Below are 13484 nucleotides of genomic sequence, written 5' to 3' on the forward strand. Positions count from 1 at the left end.
GGTCGTGCGCGGCTTTAGCGCCTGGGTGCTTTTGCGCGGGATGATGCCGCGTGGATGATGGTCTCGCAGATCGTCTTGGTGCATGATGCGTTTTCCGGCAGCGTGACGTTGGCGTTTTCGAAGACGCGGTAGGCTTCTGCATCGAACTCTTTGTTCTCGATGGATTTTATTATTGCGTGTGGATCGTCCGTGAACAGGGCGGGGACGTCGTTTTCGAAATCGATGGTGAGGCCGCGCTTCTCGCGGTAGGTGGCCCAGTCGTAGGCGTATAGGTAGACGGGGACACCCAGCAGGCCGGCCTCGTAGATGACAGTGGAGTAGTCGCTGATGATGGCGTCGGCGACGAACAGGGCGTCGAGCTGGCCGCTAGGGATGGTGACGACGCGCGGGTCGTCGATGACCTGCTTGCTCACGGGATGCGGTTTGTAGACGAAGTTGAAGCGGTCGAAGTCGACGGCATCGATGAGCGCGGCTGAGGCCTCGGCCTCGTTGGCCGCTGGCTGCTTGCGGAAGGTGGGGCAGTAGACGATGGTCTCGCGTCCGCGCAGCTGCGGGTAGGCGGCGAGGATGGCCTTGCGCTGGCGGGTGCGGTGAGCCTCGTCCAATAGGAGATCGACGCGGGGGAGAGGGGCCTCGAAGAGCTTTGCTGGCTCGGCGTTGAATGCGGCGGCGAACTCGTCGGCGAAGCTGAGGGATGAGGTGGCGATGGCGTCGTAGCCTTCGTGCATGTGCATCAGGTGCGCCGTCGCCTCGGAATGCCCCTCGTCGGTGCCGAAGGCTGTATAGCCGAACCGCTTCATGTTGCCCAGGGAGTGCCAAATTTGGATGACAGGCACATGAATGCGGTCGTGCAGAAGCCCGACGACGATGCAGTAGGAGTCCAGCACCACGGCGCGGCTCGTCGCGATGTAGTAGACCTGGCGGATCATCTCGATGAGGTAGGTCGCCGGATTGCGCAGCTGCCTGGCGAGGATCACCACGCCCCACGGCGGATCGCGCCGCTCGCAATACTCCTTAATGAGCTGAAAGTCGACTGGTGCGCTGTCGCTCTGCCGGCTGATGCAAACGATGCGTTGGTGCGTGGAGAGTAACGAGAGGAGAGCGTAAAACGCAGTTAAAGCTCCAGTGGCTAGAGCGACGGCAACTTTGCGCATGTGCATCCCCTCCCTTTCGTTCGCTTATAGACGCTCGTGTTATTGTATCTTAGGGCGTGAGGTCACCGTAAAAGAGCACCGAAAACCTCAACTGACTAGCCTTTTGTTCAGTGCAATTTGCGCTATTTCTTGGAGGCTGACAGGTAATATGCAGGTGTTTTTTTGCTCACCATAGAACTCAGATCACTGTGGTCGAGCATAGAGTTTGTGCCGTATTTAACCGACGAGCGATCAGAATAGAATATGTCTAAGTGCTTGAGAGGGTGGATAGTTCCATCGGCTCTTTCGGGATCGTGATCCTGGCGAAAATATGATGCATCATTTTCGTACAAACAAACTAAAAAGTCTTCTGCTAGTTTGGGGTTAACGTCTGGTGTGTATTCCGCGGCACAGTTCGCAAGAGTGTTTTCCATGTCCGAGATCAAAAGATTGTTTTGCAAATTTGCCAACTTGATGATGAATGAAAAGAAAATGCTGTCGATGTTTTCTCCCTTGAATGTTATCGACAAAGGATCTCCATCTCCATTGTGAGAAAAATTGAGAGAAGGGATTCCAACTGATTGAATTTGTCGTAATGTGTGAACTGATAGTCTGTTGTTTTCGCCGTCTATTTTGACAAATTCGCATCCTTCCTCCAAGCGTCGACTTGAAGTAAAGACGCTGGATACAAGTGCGACTTTGAGCACCTCTGACAGGAAAATGACATAATCTCTTTTGTTTCTGATTGCGCAAAGATTATTATGACGTTCCAATGCGTAAAAAAAGTCCATAACGATAAATTATATTACTTTCAGGATGGCTTCAATTTTGTTTTTGATTTCGTCTTCCTCGAGTTCGCTGGCTTTTTCTCCTAATAGGGAAGAAATGCTACTTCGGACACTTTCGATGTCAGGGAAAATGCTAGAAGAATCTTCAAGGCATTCGTCAATAATTTCTAAAAGTGATTTTCTCTCGACGGCGTGCTGCAGTAACGATTCCTCTTGTCGTTTTATTTCCTCTTGTGTCGGAAGCCTCACGTCTAGATACGGGTGGGTCTCAAGATGTTTTGCTGCCTCGTCGTATTTCGCTATCGCCCCAGGAGATTCGGCATTGACGACAAGGTATGACGAAAGGAAAGATCTTGTTAAGATCATATACAGCGCGTTTCTGAGGGCGAGGCTATTCGAAATCTCTCCGATGGCATAGCATATGACAAAGGGAAACTCCAGCCCCTTGATGTTATATCTATTGCTGATGTATACAGCTTCGCGATCCGTATGCTTTGATTCGTAGCCTTTTGTCGAGTTCCAGCCAAACTCCAAATGCAGCTGGATTTGGAGTTTGTCTGCTATAGCGTAATTGGGATTCGTTTTTCCAGGGAAGATAATGGCGATATCGCCAGGAGAAACTTCTGGGTATTTTGCTTTGATCTCTCTGATGATGCTGATGATTTCCGACTCGAAATCTGTTGTGTATCTAATCGAAATTGGGGGATCGGTTAATTCTCCCTCCTGCAGTCCCAGTCTGTTGACCGGCTGTCTCATGATTCTGACCTTATCATCGGAAAGAGCATTTATCTCGTAGCCGCTTGCTGCCCAGTCCTCAGGGGTGAGCCATCGGATGATGGGGGTTTCGCATAGGCCGAAGCCGAGCGCATGGGCGAATAGTAATGTTCGCGGATCCGTTCGATAGCACTTGTTGAGTAGGTAGTCGACTTCTACGGTGCTAGCTTCTGATACTTGGAAGATGTCTTGGAAGATGTCGCCGGCTATGTAAACGCTTTTGCTGGCCATGCGTTCGCAGAGGTCGAAGAAAGAAGCTGGAAAGTCTTGGGACTCGTCTACAAGGATATAGTCTAAGCAGGGGCGTGCGTCTTCGGGTATTTCATTGAGGGCTCTCTGGCATGCGGTATCTAACGAGGAAGCTTGTTTGTAGTTTAAAAAAGGGATATTGTAGGCAAAGCACGCGTATCTATATAATCCTGAACAAGGGTCATTAAATGATCCCCAACTTGCGGCGACAAATAGCCTGGTATCCCATGCTATTTGTTCATTCACCTTCATCGAATCGAAGAAGATAGGAATTCTTTGACGCAATTGATCTGCTAGAACTTTATTGTAGCATGTGAAAAAAATTCTATTATTAGTCCCATTTGGATGATCAGTGTACAACTCTCGAAGCTTGTGGAGCAATAACTCTGTTTTACCAGTACCCGCCAATCCCTGTATTACGATTCGGAGTTTATTCAAGTGACGATAAATAAAACGACTCTGGTCCCCATCGTAAAGAACTATTTTCTGTCGCACCTTCTGGAGGAGGTTAGAGCCGGGGTCTAACCTCAGATCTTTGACGTCGTTTATACTTCCAATGGCAAGTGAAACAAGTAGGCTGGAGATGCGGCGATCTCTCTCCGATCCACATATGCGACTTTCCTCGAGCACCTCGGCGATTCTCTCTCTCTGTTCGCCATAGAATCTCTTTGCAAAAACATAGTATTTTCCCACAGGCGCGGGCGCCCTATCACGTTTTCGTATGAATAAGTTTTCGATAGCATACTTAGGTCATCGATGACGTCGTCGCAATAGTCGCGAAAAGACTTTGATTCCTCTTCGACGGCGCCGAGGATGATCTTTCTGCCAGGTATCGCGATGATGAAGTGCTTTGTGCTCATTTCATATTTGTCTTTGCACAGTAGGGGGGCACGCAGCAAGTAAACTTGCTCTTTACCCTCCGTGGAAAAATCTTTTAGGTACCGGCTGATTTCGGAATCGAATTCTTCGAAGTCTTCCATATCCGAGAAAAAGAAGCTGCTTGTGCTATCCACTGTGGCCCCATCTGTGTCTATTGCATTTCAGACGCTGATTTTAGCATAGCGGTTAATTTTGGATCGAAATGAATACAGCATTCTAGATTAAATCAAATAGCGGAACGTGATAACAGTTCTCATTGGGTAACTTTAAAAGACCGATCGTTGGAGCAAGTACGAGAACGCGAGGTGGAGCCTCTTGTCAGGGTGTGGCGGCCGATAGGCGCACCATCGTGATTTAGTGCGTGTCAGATGCCGCTGCGATTATCAACCGATCGACCGCACCGTGGCGCCAATGTCACATATAAGCGCCGCCTGAATCTTGATGAAAAGGCCCCATTGTGCGCCTGACGTGAAGGAGGCGGTTTGCTTGAGGCTCAATGGTAGAATTGCGGGTGTAACAAGATTCGCGGCGGCCGCAGGGCGTCGCACGCAACGCTTAAGGAGCATCCATGCAGTTTGCTGCTATTCTTGCGGGAGGGTCGGGGGTTCGGATGGGGAACCCTAACAAGCCGAAGCAGTTCTTCTATCTGGGCGACAAGCCCATTCTCGTTCATACGCTGGAAAAGTTCTGCGCTGCCGGATGCTTTGATGGGAGCCTCGTGCTCACGCCGGCAACCTGGGTTCAGCAGACGAAGGACATCATCGCCAAGCATTGCCCGCAGTACGCCGGCCAGGTCGCTGTTATTGCTGGTGGCGCCGAGCGCAACGACACCATCATGAACGCCATCCGCTACTTCGAGGACGAATGCCAGGCAGATGACACCTCTATCATCGTCACTCACGATGCGGTGCGCCCCTTCGTCTCGCTGCGCATCATCGAGGACAACATCGCCGCAGCCCTCGCTCACGGCGCCTGCGATACCGTCGTGCCCGCCACTGACACCATCGTTGAGAGCCTCGACGGCGAGCTCATCTCCTCTATCCCGAATCGCAGCGTGCTCTACCAAGGCCAGACTCCTCAAAGTTTCAACATGCGCGAATTGCGCGAAACGCTGGAGTCGCTCACTCCTGAGGAGAGCGCTATTCTCACCGACGCCTGCAAGGCCTTCGTTCTGCGTGGCAAGAAAGTGGCTCTGGTGCGCGGCGATGTGTCGAACATCAAGATCACCTATCCTCAGGATCTGCGCGTGGCAGAAGCGATGCTGGAGGCCTAGCCAATGCTGAACACCGTCTATCGCCTTACAGCCCCCCGAACTATCGAGCCGGTTGTCGTGTCGCAAGATACTACCGACAAAGTCATCGTCCGGCCGACGTATCTCTCCATCTGCAACGCTGACCAGCGCTACTATCAGGGAACGCGCAGTAAGGAAGTACTTGCCAAGAAACTGCCTATGGCGCTCATCCACGAGGGCATCGGTCGTGTGGTCAGCGACAGCACGGGTGCCTTTCAATCCGGCGATATCGTTGTCATGCTTCCCAATGCCCCCATTGAACAGGATGAGTTCATCGCCGAGAACTACCTGCGGTCCAGCCGTTTCTGTGGCAGCGGTTTCGATGGGTTCATGCAAGAGAGCACGATCCTTCCGCCGGAACGCGTGGTGCTACTTCCGCAGGACGTGAATTGCGAGGTGGCGGCTTTCACCGAGCTCGTAAGTGTGGCCACCCATGCTATCTCTCGTTTCGATAAAATCGCCCACGGACGACGCGATCGTATCGGCGTATGGGGCGACGGCAACATGGGCTACATCGTCTCGCTGCTTCTACATAAGAGATACCCTGATGCGAAGGTCGTCGTATTCGGTCGCAACGAATCGAAGCTGCACGACTTTACATTCGCCGACGAGACGCATCTGGTCGATGACGTGAGCGGCGTAGGGCTCGTCGATCACGCCTTCGAATGCGCGGGCGGCGAGGGATCCGTCGCCGCCATCGAGCAGATCATCGACCGCATCAACCCCGAGGGCACGGTATCGCTGCTTGGCGTCTCCGAGAACAACGTGCCCATTAATACGCGCATGGTGCTCGAAAAGGGCTTGCGCCTGTTTGGCAGCAGCCGCAGCGGCCGCGAGGACTTCGAAGCCACGGTGCAGCTTTACCGCGAGCATCCAGAGGTTCTGGACTACCTCGCCGCCCTCGTCTGCAGCGTGAACGAGGCGCGGCAAATATCGGATATTTCGGCGGCCTTCGAGACGGACATCCGCAAGCCCATGGGCAAGACGGTCATCCGCTGGAATATGTAGGGTCATCCAAGTGAGGGAGCGATGAGCGAGACCAGTGAGAAGAAGCCGCTTTTGGCACGAGCGAAGGGCGCCGTCCTTCATCGGATGCGCCAATGGGCAAAGGATCTGCTTCTCTTCCGCATTCTGCCGAGCGAATACCGCCGGGGCGCCGAGCAGCCCATTCAGCCGGGAAAGGTCGTCTTTCTGGAAAACAAGGAACCGTCCGTTCCTGAAAGCTTCGAGGTTCTCTACGAGCGCCTGAGCCGCGTCCCCGAGCTCGACATTGAATTCATTTCACTCGGCGAGACCCGCGTGAGGCTGCGTCAGTATTATCGCAACTGCATCGAGGCCGTCCGTGATCTCGCTACTGCCCAGTGTGTCTTTCTGAACGATGCCTCCAACGTCGTAAGCTGTCTGCCGCTGCGCGAGGGAACGACGGTGGTTCAGCTGTGGCATGGATGCGGCGCTTTCAAGAAATGGGGCATGAGCACCGCCGACCTCATCTTTGGAGGATCTCGCGATGAGATCCTGCGCCATCCGTTCTACAAGAACCTCTCACTTGTCACGGTGAGCAGCCCGGAGGTCGTATGGGCCTACGAAGAGGCCATGGTGCTGCAGGATGAGCCTGGCATTGTTCAGCCGGTAGGCGTGAGCCGCACCGATGTGTTCTTCGACGAGGCGTACTTGAAGAAAAGCCGTGATAAGCTGCTGTCCTTGGTTCCCGAGGCGGAGGACAAGCGCGTGGTTGTGTACGCCCCCACCTTCCGAGGCCGAGTGGCCCATGCGGAAGCGCCGACCGCCCTCGACATCGAGGCCATGAAACGTACCATGGGAGAGGATGCGGTGCTTCTCATCAAACATCACCCCTTTGTGCGCGAGCTGCCCGCCATACCGGAGAGTTGTCATGATTTCGCCTTCGATGTCACGCACGATATCGCCATCAATGAGCTTATCTGCAGCGCAGATGCGGTGATCTCCGATTACTCCTCGCTTGTGTTCGAGTATTCGCTTTTCGGCAGGCCCATGGTGTTTTTCGCCTTCGATCAGGGCGAGTACGCTGATTGGCGCGGCTTCTACTACGATTACGACGCGCTCACCCCCGGCCCTGTCTGCACCTCGACCGAAGAGGTGGTTCAGGCGATTGCGGAAAGCGCCGAGAGCTTCGATTCGTCCGAGGTGGATAAGTTCCGCGACCGCTTCATGGGCGCGTGCGACGGCCATGCGACGGACCGCATCATCGAGTTCGCGCTCGGTCGGGAGATCCTTGAGAAGTCGTTGAAGGGATAGCCAATGACCGACCGCGAGCCATATTCAGATCGTCGGCCTGCGGCCTCCGTCGTCGTTCCCGTGTACAACAAGGCTCCGCACTTGAAAGCGTGCTTCGATTGCCTGGAGCGCCAAACCATCAGCAAGAGCGATCTCGAGGTTCTGCTTATCGACGACGGCTCGACGGATGAGTCCCTTGCGCTCTGCGAGGCCTTCGCCGCAGAGCGTCCCTGGGTGCGCGTTATCGCGCAGTCGAACGCCGGCGTCTCCGAGGCGCGCAATGCGGGCATCCGGGCCGCACGTGGCCGCTATCTCTTCTTCCTCGACCCGGACGACTCCTTAAGCCCCGAGACGCTGGAGAATGTCTCGAAGTTTTTCGAATCATGCCCCGAGGAAGTGGAACTGGCTACCTATCCCATCGTGTCGATTCGCGACGGGAAGCGCCAACGGCTGCACCACCGTTACGATGTACTGCGAGAGACGGGCGTCTACGATTTGACGCTTCCGGAAAACGCCACGATTGCCCAAGCCACCATGAACGTGGCCGTGCGCAATCGCTTCGACGGGAATGTGCTCTTCGATTTCGCGCCCGCCAATGGCGTCATCGTGCACGAGGACGAAAAGTACTGCACCGATGTGCTCCAGCGCAGCATGCAACTGGGCTTCTGCGCTGAAGCCGAATACCGGTGGATGCGCAGCGACGAGGGGGCATCCACCGCGCTGCGCCAGCCGGAGCGCCTCTATGGCAACAACATCGCGTTGTTCGAAGATTTTTTCGGCCGCTACGGCAACGAGGTGCCCCTCTATATCCAGGGACTGCTCGTGAACGATCTCTCGTGGAAGCTGAAGGCGGGCATCGCGCTGCCCACGCACTTGGAGGGCGCGGCCTACGATAGGGCGCTGGGCCGACTAGGGAGCCTCATGGAGCGCGTGGACGACGATCTGGTGCTGAGGCACCCCAATCTGCGGGAGGAGCATCGACTGTTCGCACTGAGCCTGAAGCGCCGCGAACCGTTGCGCTGGCGTGTGGCTCCCGGCGCTCTTGCGGTGTTGCGGGGCGACGCCCTCGTGTTTGCTGCCGGCTGCGCAAGCGCGACGCTGACGCGGATTGCCGTGCGCGATGGCGAGCTGCACGTATCCGGTACGCTGAGCTCTCCGTTCTTCGCCGGTTGGGGAGGGGGCGTGGAATTGCTGCTGCGTCGGCGCCCCCGAAAGGCCGATCGCGGCGGCAGCGCGGACACTCTGGTGTTGACGGAGGCCGTGGAGGGCTGTCCGACGGCAACGGTGAGGCTGGGCCGTTCCTTCCAGTTCAGCTTCGCACGCGACTTGGGCGAGAGCGAGGATATCTGGCTCGAGTTGCGCCTGGGCGGGGCGACCATTCCCCTGGCATGGTCGGTAAAGGTATTGGCGAGGTCGGCTCATGCACTGCGCAACGAGCGTATCGTTGGCTCGTGGCGGGTGCGGACGGATTTGGACGGATCAAAGATAGTGGTGGACCGCTTAGAGGGGATGGCCCTTCGGGCAGCTTTGGAGCAGCATGACGGCCGCGTGCCCCGATGGAAGACCCGCCTCGATCGTCGCCTGATCCGACGACTATCGGCGGGCCCCGATATTTGGCTTTACTCCGATGGATCCGATGCCGGAGACGAGGCGCGGATGATGTTCGAGCGTGACAGCCTACAGAACGACGGTATCGTGCGCTACTATGCCGTGCACTCCGGGCAGGCGATGCCGCGTCCTGGCGTGCACGGCAAGACCGTGCGCTTCGGCTCGCGACGCCATAAAATGCTCTTCTGTGCCGCCAAAAGAATCATTACCCCTGCAGCAGATTTCGCCACCTACAGCCCCATGCCAGAAAAGAGCCTGCTGGATTTTGCTGATCTGTTCAACGGGGAAGTGAAAACGGCGTCTGCAGACCCGTTGTAGCAAGCGTAAGACGCACTGCTCGCTGCGCGCTAAAAGATCATTGACGACGACCCCGGGATTGGGTGCCAACCGACCATCCGATAACCTGTCGGAAGAACGGATGCTGCGGAAAGTAGCGTGGCCTTTTATGCGTCGGGGAAGTAAATTGGATAAACTTCCCCGACGCTCCTTTCTCTGCCTTGCGAACAGACGTAACGCCTTCGAACTTCTTCTGCTTTTGTGCTTGATGGGGTGTCTGCTGTCTCTGATAGCCCTTGCGGATATATCATTCGATAGACCAGCACCTATTGGGGTCTATTGCGCAACACAGGAAGGCGAATTTTGGAAACGAGGCATGAAGATAGAGAATCGGGATCGCGGTCTAACGGGTCGGGACATGTGGACGAAACCTTAGCGCGTCCCAACGTGCGCTCGCGTCGTCCCAGTGTACCCGGCTACGTGAATCGTCCTTGCGCGGACTGGCGCTACGTTCTCATGTTTGCGTTGCTCCTGATTCCGTTTTATCCACCGACTGGCTTCTTCAATGTGTTGGTGCTGGACTATAGTTCCGTTCTCCTGGGTTTACAAATATTTGCTGCGATCGTCACACTCTTTTTAGGGGCGGTTAGAAAGCGACTCGATATCTTCTCGGGCATCGCCCTTGCGATAGTGGCGGTCATGTTTCTCTCGACGTTTCTGAACGAGGGCTTCGGTCGGGGATGGATTTACGTGCAATGCTTCCTCGACTGGATGCCCCTAGCGGTAGCTGTGCTGATGGTGGGGTATGCTCGACAAAGGCATATGACGGATTTTCTGATCGCGCTTCTTGTGGTCACCGGGTTTCTCTCCATTTGCAATACCGTATCTATTCTGGCCTTTCCCGATGGGTTCAACTTCGGCGGTCGTGAACCGTTTAATTTCTTTGGCCACAAGAACTCGTCGATCGATATCGTTCTCCCCTCCATCGTCTGCTCGTTGCTGCTCGATCGTCGGAAGGGACGTCGTCTGTCTGCGCGTTCGGTGATGTTTGCGGCTATTGGTTGCGTTCAGTTTCTCGTTTCGTACTCCGCCACATCGGTCATTGCGATACTGTTCTTTTTCATCCTGCTCGCACTCTGCAGATTGCCCCGCATTGCCTCCTTGGTCAATGGATTTAGCTTGTTGGGAGGTTATGCCGTTACGGTTGTATTGCTGATGGTGGTGAAGGTGCAAGAGCTGTTCGCCCCCATCTTGGTGGGCGTTTTGGGAAAGACGACAACTTTCACGCTGCGCACTTTTGTATGGGAAGGCGTGCTCTCGATGATGGCGCCTGGGCATTTGTTGCTAGGTTATGGTGCAAGTGTTCGATTCCCTCTATTCTTCAATGATTATCTTTACAATAACGCACATAATTTTTTTTCTACATGTTTTAGTGTCTGGCGGCCTCATTGGCGTTGTCTTGTACTGTATATTGATTCTTCTCGCTGCGAGTAAGATGGTTTCTGCGCGTGTGGGCTCTACCGTTGTTTTGTCTGCTTTTGGTTGTCTTCTTGTCGTCGGGCTTATGGAATCGCTTATTACGATTACCTGGCCTCTTGTACTTGCCTTGGGCTATTACGGAGTAGAGGGAGAACGCTATGTGGCAGGGCATGGCGATCACGGGACGGTGCGCAATTGACGGCATTGCGGATTGCTCAGGAAATGCATTTAGTATCGCAGGAAGTATTGGTATGAGCCTCTTTGCGTCTTTCGGAAACGAACTAAGCTATGAAGATGTAATACAGCTTGATGGAGCTTTCGCGGCGACCCACGTTAACTACGGCAAAGCTCCCTTGTTCAATGGCGCCCCTCATGAAGATAGCAACTGGGAATCGAGAAAGGAATTCATCTTCTCTTCAGGTTTATCTATCGAGGAAACGGTGGAACGTATTCGCTCAGTTGACGGAACCGCTACCGATTTTGGCGTAGCGGAACGTACGGCGCTTTGGAGGGATTACTGGCTTGAGTACATTAATATCTTCAATGTGTTGACAGGCACCCATCCAGATTCAGTTGCCACTGTCTTTGTGGGAAGGCAGGCTATTGAGGTTGGCTTCAAATATCTATTATTCAAAAATACGTACCATTTCCCCAAAACTCACGATCTTGGAGTCTTATCGAGAGAATTCCTCTCAGCCTATGGTGTAGGTGGGAAGTATTTGGAATATGTAGATGACTTCTGTGTCCTGTATTGCAAATATCTGGAGGGCGGAAATCCGCTTCGTCTATAAAAAGCAAGTAAGCGAGAAAAATAACTCTCGTCTTCTGGATTAATCTCAGAGTGAGTCATCTTCACAAGGTTTCTATCAATTGAATTGATAATAAAGTGCATACAGAGAATTAAATCGGTGCCGACGCCCTTGTTTCGAAACTCATCGTATACATGGATTGTGAAATGGCTGATTGTGCTCCATACCCCCTCCTCAGTTTCTAATGTGAATCTGCATTCCCCCGACGAGCTCTCGTCATCAAGCGCTTTAATCACTACTTCAACTGTAGGAAGTTGTTTTAAGGAGATGTCGTGCAAAAAACCGTGGAGACTTTCCGTACGGTTTTTTGGATAAAATTTCACACAGTATTTTCGTGGAGCGAAGCAGTCTCCCGCTCTTGCGATTAAGCCGCCTTCATCGATGTCCGGATCGAAAAGCAATGCTTCGCAATTCATATGGCCTCGCTCGGCTTTATCCGCTGATCGTCTAGCGTTTTTACTTTTGTTGCGAAGGCGCACGCTTGTCTTCCTCTAATTCTGGAAGAAGCTGATGCTGCAGCCTTCGGATTCGGTTCCTAGGTTGTAGACTTGCATCTGGCCGTTGCGATAGTTCTCGATAAGGCGGCTGAGGGCGATGGTGTGGTCGCGGGTGATGTCCAGGTTGGGCTTCTTGCCGTCCTGGATGGTCTTCGCGAAAACGGAGATCTCGTCGCGGATGCCCTCGCCGTTCAGCTGATAGAAGTAGCGCTTATTGCTGGAGAAGTCCTCGAAGCGCACCTCGAAGTAATCGGTTTTCCACCAGGGAGAGGGCACGTACACATAGCCCTTGGTGCCTGCGATGACCAGCTCGCCTTCGGACTTTGCCCCGCTGCCCACCTCGATGGACGCGCAGGCGCCCGGATAGATGAAATCCACCTTCGTGTACACGTCGGTGCCGTCGGTGCGGCTCATGAGCGACGCCGCGCTGGCTGCCGTGTAGTCGGTGCCCAGCATCTCGAAGATGGGGAGGCAGGCGATGGGTCCCCAGCCGATGAGACTGCCTGCGGGGCTCGTGAAGGCCTGGCTTGTGCAGGTGGCCCGCACGGAGACCGGTGAGCCGATCATGCCGCTTTTGACGAGCAACGTCAGGCGCGAGAAGGCCAGCGCGTAGGCGGTTTTCACGGCCTCGTGGAACACCAGCCCGCGCTCGTCGGCCACGGCAAACAGCGCCTCCGCCTCGGAGGCGGCCAGCGCCACGGGCGATTCGCTCAGCACGTCTTTGCCGGCCTCCAACCCCGCCTTCGCCGTGGCGAAGCGGCGCTCGGGAGCGTTGGCGACGTACAGCGCGTCGCTTGCCTCGATGAGCTTCTCGAGCGATCCGAACAGCGCCGTCTTTCCCGCTAGGTCGAATTCGTCGCTGTCGGGGAACGCCCCCACTACATCGACACCGCTCACGTACTTGCACTCGTCGATGAACTTGGCGATGTCGCGCGAGGCGCCCACGATGCCCAGGGCGATGTGATGGCCGCCTTCGCGCAACTGGGTGCTGGAAATGCCCTCTGTGCGATCGAGGTACACTACCTCGCAGTACTCGTTCAGGTAATCGAAGTGCCCGCGCCAGTCAGACCCGATAGCGAAGATATCCACATCGTAGTTGCGGATATCATCGATTTTCTGGCCGTAGTATTCCTCGGGTATCACCTCATCGGCAATGCCGAGGGCCTTCACGGCCTCGATGCGGTCCATCAGCGATTGCTTCACATTAATCTTGCCGCGGTTTTTGTCGAAGTCCGAGGAAGTGACGCCCACGATCAGGTAGTCGCCCAACTCCTTCGCCCGGCGCAGCAGGTTTACGTGTCCGTGGTGCAGCAGGTCGAACGTGCCGTAGGTGATGACTTTCTTCACAGCTTGATCCTTCGCTTGGGGGGGGGTGCGGCTGGGCCGCAGGATGGGGCAGGGCCGATGCGGGGGCGCGCCGCTCGTCGGCGGTGCGCCCCCGGATGCCC

General features: G+C 54.9%; 10 protein-coding genes. 6 read left to right on the forward strand and 4 right to left on the reverse strand.

Going from position 1 to position 13484, the window contains the following annotated elements:
- Window positions 1–14: 14 nt before the first annotated feature.
- From NE591_RS09010 to NE591_RS09020, 3 genes are all read right to left on the reverse strand, one after another.
- Complete coding sequence (locus NE591_RS09010) at window positions 15–1160, reverse strand: CDP-glycerol glycerophosphotransferase family protein (protein ID WP_371130579.1); 1146 nt, start codon at window positions 1158–1160, stop codon at window positions 15–17.
- Window positions 1161–1276: 116 nt separating this feature from the next.
- Window positions 1277–1924: a hypothetical protein gene (locus tag NE591_RS09015; RefSeq protein WP_256156604.1), complete on the reverse strand. Its 648-nt coding sequence runs from the start codon at window positions 1922–1924 to the stop codon at window positions 1277–1279.
- 9 nt (window positions 1925–1933) lie between these two features.
- Window positions 1934–3637 carry an AAA family ATPase gene (locus NE591_RS09020; RefSeq protein ID WP_256156605.1) on the reverse strand — a complete coding sequence of 568 codons (1704 nt, stop codon included), beginning with the start codon at window positions 3635–3637 and terminating at the stop codon, window positions 1934–1936.
- A gap of 754 nt (window positions 3638–4391) precedes the next feature.
- On the opposite strand from NE591_RS09020, the gene NE591_RS09025 reads away from it, so the two are divergent.
- The 6 genes from NE591_RS09025 (at window position 4392) to NE591_RS09050 (ending at window position 11521) form a co-directional block, all read left to right on the forward strand.
- Window positions 4392–5096, forward strand: coding sequence for a 2-C-methyl-D-erythritol 4-phosphate cytidylyltransferase (locus tag NE591_RS09025; protein ID WP_227070001.1), 705 nt, complete (start codon window positions 4392–4394; stop codon window positions 5094–5096).
- 57 nt (window positions 5097–5153) lie between these two features.
- Window positions 5154–6122: an alcohol dehydrogenase catalytic domain-containing protein gene (locus NE591_RS09030; protein WP_227069998.1), complete on the forward strand. Its 969-nt coding sequence runs from the start codon at window positions 5154–5156 to the stop codon at window positions 6120–6122.
- Between the two features lie 21 nt (window positions 6123–6143).
- Window positions 6144–7388 (forward strand): CDP-glycerol glycerophosphotransferase family protein, encoded by a 1245-nt coding sequence (locus NE591_RS09035; protein ID WP_227069996.1) that lies wholly within the window; start codon window positions 6144–6146, stop codon window positions 7386–7388.
- Window positions 7389–7391: 3 nt separating this feature from the next.
- Window positions 7392–9293 (forward strand): glycosyltransferase family A protein, encoded by a 1902-nt coding sequence (locus tag NE591_RS09040; protein ID WP_227069994.1) that lies wholly within the window; start codon window positions 7392–7394, stop codon window positions 9291–9293.
- A gap of 378 nt (window positions 9294–9671) precedes the next feature.
- A complete protein-coding gene (locus NE591_RS09045) occupies window positions 9672–10745 on the forward strand; it encodes an O-antigen ligase family protein (RefSeq protein ID WP_227069993.1) in 1074 nt (357 codons plus the stop codon).
- Window positions 10746–10888: 143 nt separating this feature from the next.
- On the forward strand, window positions 10889–11521 hold the full coding sequence (locus tag NE591_RS09050; protein ID WP_227069991.1) for a hypothetical protein: 633 nt from the start codon (window positions 10889–10891) through the stop codon (window positions 11519–11521).
- A 509-nt stretch (window positions 11522–12030) separates the two neighbouring features.
- Here the strand turns inward: NE591_RS09050 and NE591_RS09055 are convergent.
- Window positions 12031–13383, reverse strand: coding sequence for an adenylyltransferase/cytidyltransferase family protein (locus NE591_RS09055; RefSeq protein ID WP_173113659.1), 1353 nt, complete (start codon window positions 13381–13383; stop codon window positions 12031–12033).
- Window positions 13384–13484: the final 101 nt, after the last annotated feature.

Origin of the sequence: Adlercreutzia sp. DFI.6.23, assembly GCF_024462535.1 — a bacterium.
In the GTDB taxonomy this organism is placed as follows: Bacteria; Actinomycetota; Coriobacteriia; order Coriobacteriales; family Eggerthellaceae; genus Adlercreutzia; species Adlercreutzia rubneri.

Excerpts from the sequence above, each read along its gene's own strand:
- NE591_RS09040 (WP_227069994.1), top strand. The coding sequence starts at position 7,392 with ATGACCGACCGCGAGCCATATTCAGATCGTCGGCCTGCGGCCTCCGTC.
- NE591_RS09050 (WP_227069991.1), top strand. The coding sequence starts at position 10,889 with ATGTGGCAGGGCATGGCGATCACGGGACGGTGCGCAATTGACGGCATT.
- NE591_RS09015 (WP_256156604.1), bottom strand. The coding sequence starts at position 1,924 with ATGGACTTTTTTTACGCATTGGAACGTCATAATAATCTTTGCGCAATC.
- NE591_RS09010 (WP_371130579.1), bottom strand. The coding sequence starts at position 1,160 with ATGCACATGCGCAAAGTTGCCGTCGCTCTAGCCACTGGAGCTTTAACT.
- NE591_RS09025 (WP_227070001.1), top strand. The coding sequence starts at position 4,392 with ATGCAGTTTGCTGCTATTCTTGCGGGAGGGTCGGGGGTTCGGATGGGG.
- NE591_RS09035 (WP_227069996.1), top strand. The coding sequence starts at position 6,144 with ATGAGCGAGACCAGTGAGAAGAAGCCGCTTTTGGCACGAGCGAAGGGC.